Origin of the sequence: Streptomyces sp. SID11385, from assembly GCF_010548245.1 — a bacterium.
Taxonomy (GTDB): domain Bacteria; phylum Actinomycetota; class Actinomycetes; order Streptomycetales; family Streptomycetaceae; genus Streptomyces.
Genome location: NZ_JAAGLR010001109.1, coordinates 1 through 5,124, shown reverse-complemented (window position 1 = coordinate 5,124; position 5,124 = coordinate 1). Strand labels below are relative to the sequence as shown.

5 protein-coding genes are annotated in these 5,124 nt (G+C 74.1%); 2 read left to right on the top strand and 3 right to left on the bottom strand.

What is annotated here, in order from left to right:
* Nucleotides 1-385, bottom strand: a 385-nt coding sequence (locus G3I42_RS33820) for a TetR/AcrR family transcriptional regulator (protein WP_164291481.1), incomplete at its 3' end; no start/stop codon positions are given.
* Nucleotides 386-1,037: 652 nt separating this feature from the next.
* Between G3I42_RS33820 and G3I42_RS33815 the strand changes: the two genes are divergently transcribed.
* The gene (locus G3I42_RS33815) at nt 1,038-1,736 is read left to right on the top strand and encodes an HAD family phosphatase (RefSeq protein ID WP_164291480.1); all 699 of its coding nucleotides are present in this window, start codon (nt 1,038-1,040) and stop codon (nt 1,734-1,736) included.
* A 66-nt stretch (nt 1,737-1,802) separates the two neighbouring features.
* Here G3I42_RS33815 and G3I42_RS33810 read toward each other — a convergent pair whose 3' ends face one another.
* A complete protein-coding gene (locus G3I42_RS33810) occupies nt 1,803-2,468 on the bottom strand; it encodes a DAK2 domain-containing protein (protein WP_164291479.1) in 666 nt (221 codons plus the stop codon).
* Between the two features lie 96 nt (nt 2,469-2,564).
* The gene (locus G3I42_RS33805) at nt 2,565-3,563 is read right to left on the bottom strand and encodes a dihydroxyacetone kinase subunit DhaK (RefSeq protein ID WP_164291478.1); all 999 of its coding nucleotides are present in this window, start codon (nt 3,561-3,563) and stop codon (nt 2,565-2,567) included.
* 466 nt (nt 3,564-4,029) lie between these two features.
* Here G3I42_RS33805 and G3I42_RS33800 point away from each other — a divergent pair.
* On the top strand, nt 4,030-5,124 hold a 1,095-nt coding region (locus G3I42_RS33800), incomplete at its 3' end, for a glycosyltransferase (RefSeq protein ID WP_164291477.1).

Genomic DNA, 5,124 nt, shown 5'->3' with positions numbered 1-5,124 from the left:
CGCGCTGGCGGGCGCGGGCGAGCAGCCGGGTGGCGCCGAAGGTCCAGGCGCCGAAGGGGTCGGGGAGCGGGGCGGCGATCGTGGCGCGCTCGGCCCACAGGCGGGCCCCGGCGCGGGCCACGGGGTCGTCGGCGAGACTGCCCGCGACGGCGAAGCTGAGCCCGACCAGGTTCTCCAGGGGGCACACGTCGCGCGCCGCGTACCTGGACCGCAGATGGCCCCAGTCGGCGAACCGGTCCCGGACGACGGCGAGGGCGACGCCCTCCTTGTTCGTGTAGTGGAAGTAGACGGCTCCGCTGGTCCGGCCGGACCTGGCGCTTATGTCGTTGATGCTCGTCGCGGCGTAGCCGCGGGTGGCGAAGAGGTCGGCCGCCGCTTCCAGCACCTTTCTCCGGGTCGCCTGCGCCCTTTCCTGCAATGTGCCGTCCACCTTCGTTCAACATGGTTGTGACAACCGGGAAATCTAATGCGCCCGCGTACGCCGGGAATACGAACGGACCGCTCGCGCCCGGAAATTGTTCCTTTCTTTCGGGCATGCACGCTTCCGGGTGATTGCGCGCGGCTTCCCGCCCGCTCCCCCGCAGCTTCCCGATCACCTCGCCGAGGCCCGCCCCAACGGCCAACTCGACTGCGCGAACGCCTTGTTGACGCCTTTCACGGAATACCCGAAACCCCTTCGCCACTTCCCCCGGAGGAGCGCTTCGCACACACAACCGCAACTCCGGGCGATTGCGGGGGATTCACGGGCGGAAATAACGTAGTGCGCATGATGTTTTGCACGAGAGCCGCCTGAGGCGCGCCCACCCAGCGCGCCCCGCCTCGTCGTCCGTCCGGAAACGCGCCCTCACCGGCACCGGTCTCCCGGTCCCCGGTCCCGCGCCTTCCCCGTCATCTCCCCCGCACTCCCCGCACTCCCCGCACCGGCGCCTCGCGACCGCCGCGCGGTTCCCCTCGCTCTCGTGCACCCTTTTCCTCCCGCTTTCTCCCCGTTCGCGCGGCACCGTCGCGCACCGTCCCCTCCCTGAAAGCGCACCGCCATGAACGACTTCACGCATCCCCTGCTCTCCTGGACCCCCGAGGCCGCCGTGCTGGACTGCGACGGCACCCTCGTCGACTCCGAGCGGCACTGGCACGAGGCCAGGGTCGCCACGCTCGGCACGCTCGGCCTGCGGCCGTCGCCCGGCTTCGCCGCCCGTGCCCTCGGGCTCCACTACGCCGACTGCGGGCGGCTCATGGCCGAGGAGGCCGGAAAGCCCGAGCTGACCGAGGAACTGACGGCCGAACTGCTGCGCCGCTTCACCGCGCTCGCCGCCGCCGACCCCGTCCTCATGCCGGGCGCGGGCGCCTTCGTCCGCGCGCTCGCCGAACGGATTCCGCTCGCGGTGGCGAGCAACTGCCCCAGGGAGGTCGTCGAGACCTCGCTGGGCCGGGCCGGACTGCTCGGCCACTTCCGGCACGTCGTGGTGCCGGACGCGGAGGTACGGGCGAAACCGGAGCCCGACGTGTACCGCAAGGGCGCGGCGCTGCTCGGCGTCGATCCCGACCGCGCCCTGGCCGTCGAGGACACGCTCACCGGCGTGGACGCGGCGCGGGCCGCGGGCTTGCGGGTGCTCGGCGTGGGACCGAGGCCGGCCGAGGCGGAGCGGGCGCATCTGTGGGTACCGGCGCTGGACGCACCGGTCCTGATGGCGTGGGTGCGGGCGCACGTGACGGGCGGCCAGGGGTCACGCCCCTGAGCCCGTCCGGAGCTCCGGGGAGGCGCGCCCCTGCGCCCGCCGGAGCTCCGCCCCGCGCGCCACTCGTCAAGCGCCGGGGGGGCTCAGGTGGGGGGCCAGCTCCCTCACCTCTCCCCCGGCCGAGGCGAAGAACAGGGCCACGCCCACCGCTCCCGGGTCCGGGACGCCCGTGGCCCGGTCGCCGAGGTAGCTGGAGCGGCCCATCCGGGCGCGGAGCCCCGCCGTGCGGTGGACCCCGGCCCAGCCGGCCTCGGCGGCCGAGGCCAGGGCGGAGCCCGGGGTCCGGGCGGGGTCGGCGGCGCTCTCCTTCAACGCCTCGGCCGCCGGGTCGAGGGCGTCGACCAGCGTCTTGTCCCCGGGGGCCGCGCCGCCCACGCGGCGTATCGCCGCAAGGCCCTCGCCGACGCCGTCCGCCAGCGCGACGACCGTCCAGCCCCCCTCCCCCACCGCGTCCGCCATCGCCTGGAGCAGCAGTCCGAAGAGCGGGCCGCTCGTGCCGCCGACCTCGTCGAGGAACGCTTCGGCGAAGTGCCCCAGCGTGTCCGTGTCCGTGCCGGGGTCGGCGTCGGCGCGGCGCAGCGCGGCGCCGACGCCCGCGCTCAGGTTCGTGCCGAAGTCACCGTCCCCGACCCGCTGGTCGAGCGCGGTCAGTTCGGCCTCGGTGGCTTGCGCGGAGGCCGCGAAGCGGCGCATCCAGCCGTCCGCGTCCGGTTCGGGTCCCGTCCATGCCATGGCTCGCTCCGTCACGACACCACTCCCTCTCCTCGTGGCCGCACCACACCCGCGGCCCACGTCACCACCGCGGTGCCGCCGTATCCGCGGCCCACGTCACCACCGCAACGCCGCCGTCCGCACCGGGGCGTCCCAGCGGCGCAGGGTCTCCTCGTCGGCGAGCAGGAGGCTCACCGAGAAGCCGCGCATGTCCAGCGCCGTCACGTAGTTCCCGACGAGGCTGCGCGCCGGGCGCACCCCCTGCGCGTCCAGGTGGCGCGCGACCTCGCCGTAGACCCCGTACAGCTCCAGCGGCGTCACCGATCCGAGCCCGTTGACGAGGACGATCGCCTCGCTGCCGGCGCCCGGGTCGAGCGCCGCGAGCAGTTCGCCCGTCATCCGCTCGATGAGCGGGGTCAGCTCGCCGCGCGGCACGGTGCGGCCCGCGCGCTCGCCGTGGATGCCGACGCCGTACTCCAGTTCGCCGTCACCCAGCTCGAAGGCCCGCTCGCCCGTCGTGGGCGCGGTGTGCGCGGCCGAGGCGACGGCCAGGGAGCGGCAGCGGGCCGCGAGGGAGCCGCCGAGGGCGGCGAGTGCGTCGAGCCCGAGGCCCTCGTCGGCCGCCGCACCGAGGACCTTCTCCAGGAGCACCGTGCCGCCCGTGCCGCGCCGTCCCGCCGCGATCTCCTCGGAGTCCGAGGCGAGGTCGTCGTCGATGAGGACCCGGGCGCAGGCGATGCCGTCGTGGGCGAGGCGTTCGGCGGCGATGCCGAAGTTGATGCGGTCCCCCGTGTAGTTCTTCACGAGGTGCAGGACGCCGTCCGCGCGCGCCCCGGCGCGCGAGGCCGCGTACACCTGCCGGTTGTGCGGCGAGGCGAAGACCCGCCCCGGCACGGCCACGTCGAGCATCCCGGGCCCCACGAACCCCGCGTGCAGCGGCTCGTGTCCCGCGCCGCCGCCGGAGAGCAGGCCGACCCTGCGCGCGGGCGACGTGTCGCGGGCGAGCAGGAAGCCGTGCTCGGGGTCGAGCGAGAGGAGGTCCCCGTGGGCGCGCGCGAAACCCTGGAGCGCGTCCGGTACGAGGCGGTCGCCGTTGTTCTCGAAGTAGGGGGCCATCGGGTCCTCCAGTGTCGAAAGCCGGCGTACCGGGTGCTGCTCACCCGTTCGCCTCGCGCCAGGATTTCCATGCTGCGGCGGGGCGGGAAGATCGGCAACCGGCGCACCACTCGCACGGACCGGCGCGCGCGACCCACGCACAGCGCTTCCCTTACCGCGCGCGCCCTCGCACGCTCCGCGCGTTCCGCATCCCGCACGCCCCCTGTACCCCACGGACCGCCCGACTCACGCCTGCGAGGCAGCTTATTCGAACGCAGGTTCCATTTGGCGAATGAATCCGGTCTGCACAGACGATTTCACGCCAAATTTTCACTTACGGACCGGAGTCGCTTGACCGCCCTGCGGTGCCCTCCCCCATATAGACATAGCCCGGGCACAGAATCATCACCTGGTACCTCAGGTGCACCACACGGCCTTCCGGCATCGCCCCAAGGCCCCCGAGGCCCCAGGCCCAAGGACCCACCGTATGAAAATCGCTCTGCTGATCCACAACGCCTACGGGATCGGCGGCACCGTCCGCGCCGTGGCGAACCTCTCCGCCGCGCTCGCCGGACGCGGGCACGCCGTCGAGGTCGTCAGCGTGCACCGCCCCTCGGACCACCCCGACCTCGCCTTCGACCCGCGCGTGCGGCTGCGCGCCCTGCTCGACATGCGCGAGGACGCGCGCGGCTACGTGGGCGAGGACCCGCTCACCCAGCGTCCGAACACGGTCTTCCCCGACGTGGGCGTCGACTTCGGCCGGTTGCGCTACACGGCGCTGCACGACGCGCGCATCGCCGCCTGGCTGGAAGGCACCGACGCCGACGCGGTGATCGCCACCCGCCCCATCCTCAACGGCTACCTCGCCCGCCACGGCCGCCCCGGACTCGTCCGCGTCGGCCAGGAGCACCTGGCGATGGACGCGCACAGCGAGCAACTGCGCACCGACCAGAACGCGACTCTCGGCGGGCTCGACGCCTTCGTCACCGTCTCCGAGGCCGACGCCGCGCAGTACCGGGCCGCGCTCCCCGGCGTCCGCGCCGAGATCCTGTGCGTCCCGAACGCCGTCCCCGCCCCCGCCGTCGCGCCCGCCACGCTCGCCTCGCCCGTGATCGTCGCGGCGGGGCGGCTCGTCGCCGTCAAGCGCTACGACCGTCTCCTGCGCGCCTTCGCCGCCGCCTCGCCGTCCTTCCCGGAGTGGAGCCTGCGGCTGTACGGGCGCGGCCCCGACAGGGCGCGGCTGCGTGCCGTCATCGACGACCTGGGCATCTACGAGCAGGCCCGTCTCATGGGCCCGGCCTCGCCCCTGGAGACCGAGTGGGTCAAGGGCTCGATCGCGGCCGTCTCCTCGGACCGCGAGTCCTTCGGGCTCACCCTCGTCGAGGCGATGCACTGCGGCGTGCCCGTCCTCGCGACCGACTGCCCGTACGGCCCCGGCGAGATCATCAGCCACCGCGACACCGGGGTCCTCGTGCCGCTCGACGGCGACGAGGACGACCGCGTCGCCGCCTACGCCGCGGCGCTGCGCGACCTCATGGGCGACGCCGGGCTGCGCGCCAAGCTCGGCGCGCGCGGTCGCGAG

Bases quoted from the DNA above. Each gene is read 5' to 3' on its own strand.
- G3I42_RS33815 (WP_164291480.1), top strand. From the start codon at position 1,038: ATGAACGACTTCACGCATCCCCTGCTCTCCTGGACCCCCGAGGCCGCC.
- G3I42_RS33810 (WP_164291479.1), bottom strand. From the start codon at position 2,468: ATGGCATGGACGGGACCCGAACCGGACGCGGACGGCTGGATGCGCCGC.
- G3I42_RS33805 (WP_164291478.1), bottom strand. From the start codon at position 3,563: ATGGCCCCCTACTTCGAGAACAACGGCGACCGCCTCGTACCGGACGCG.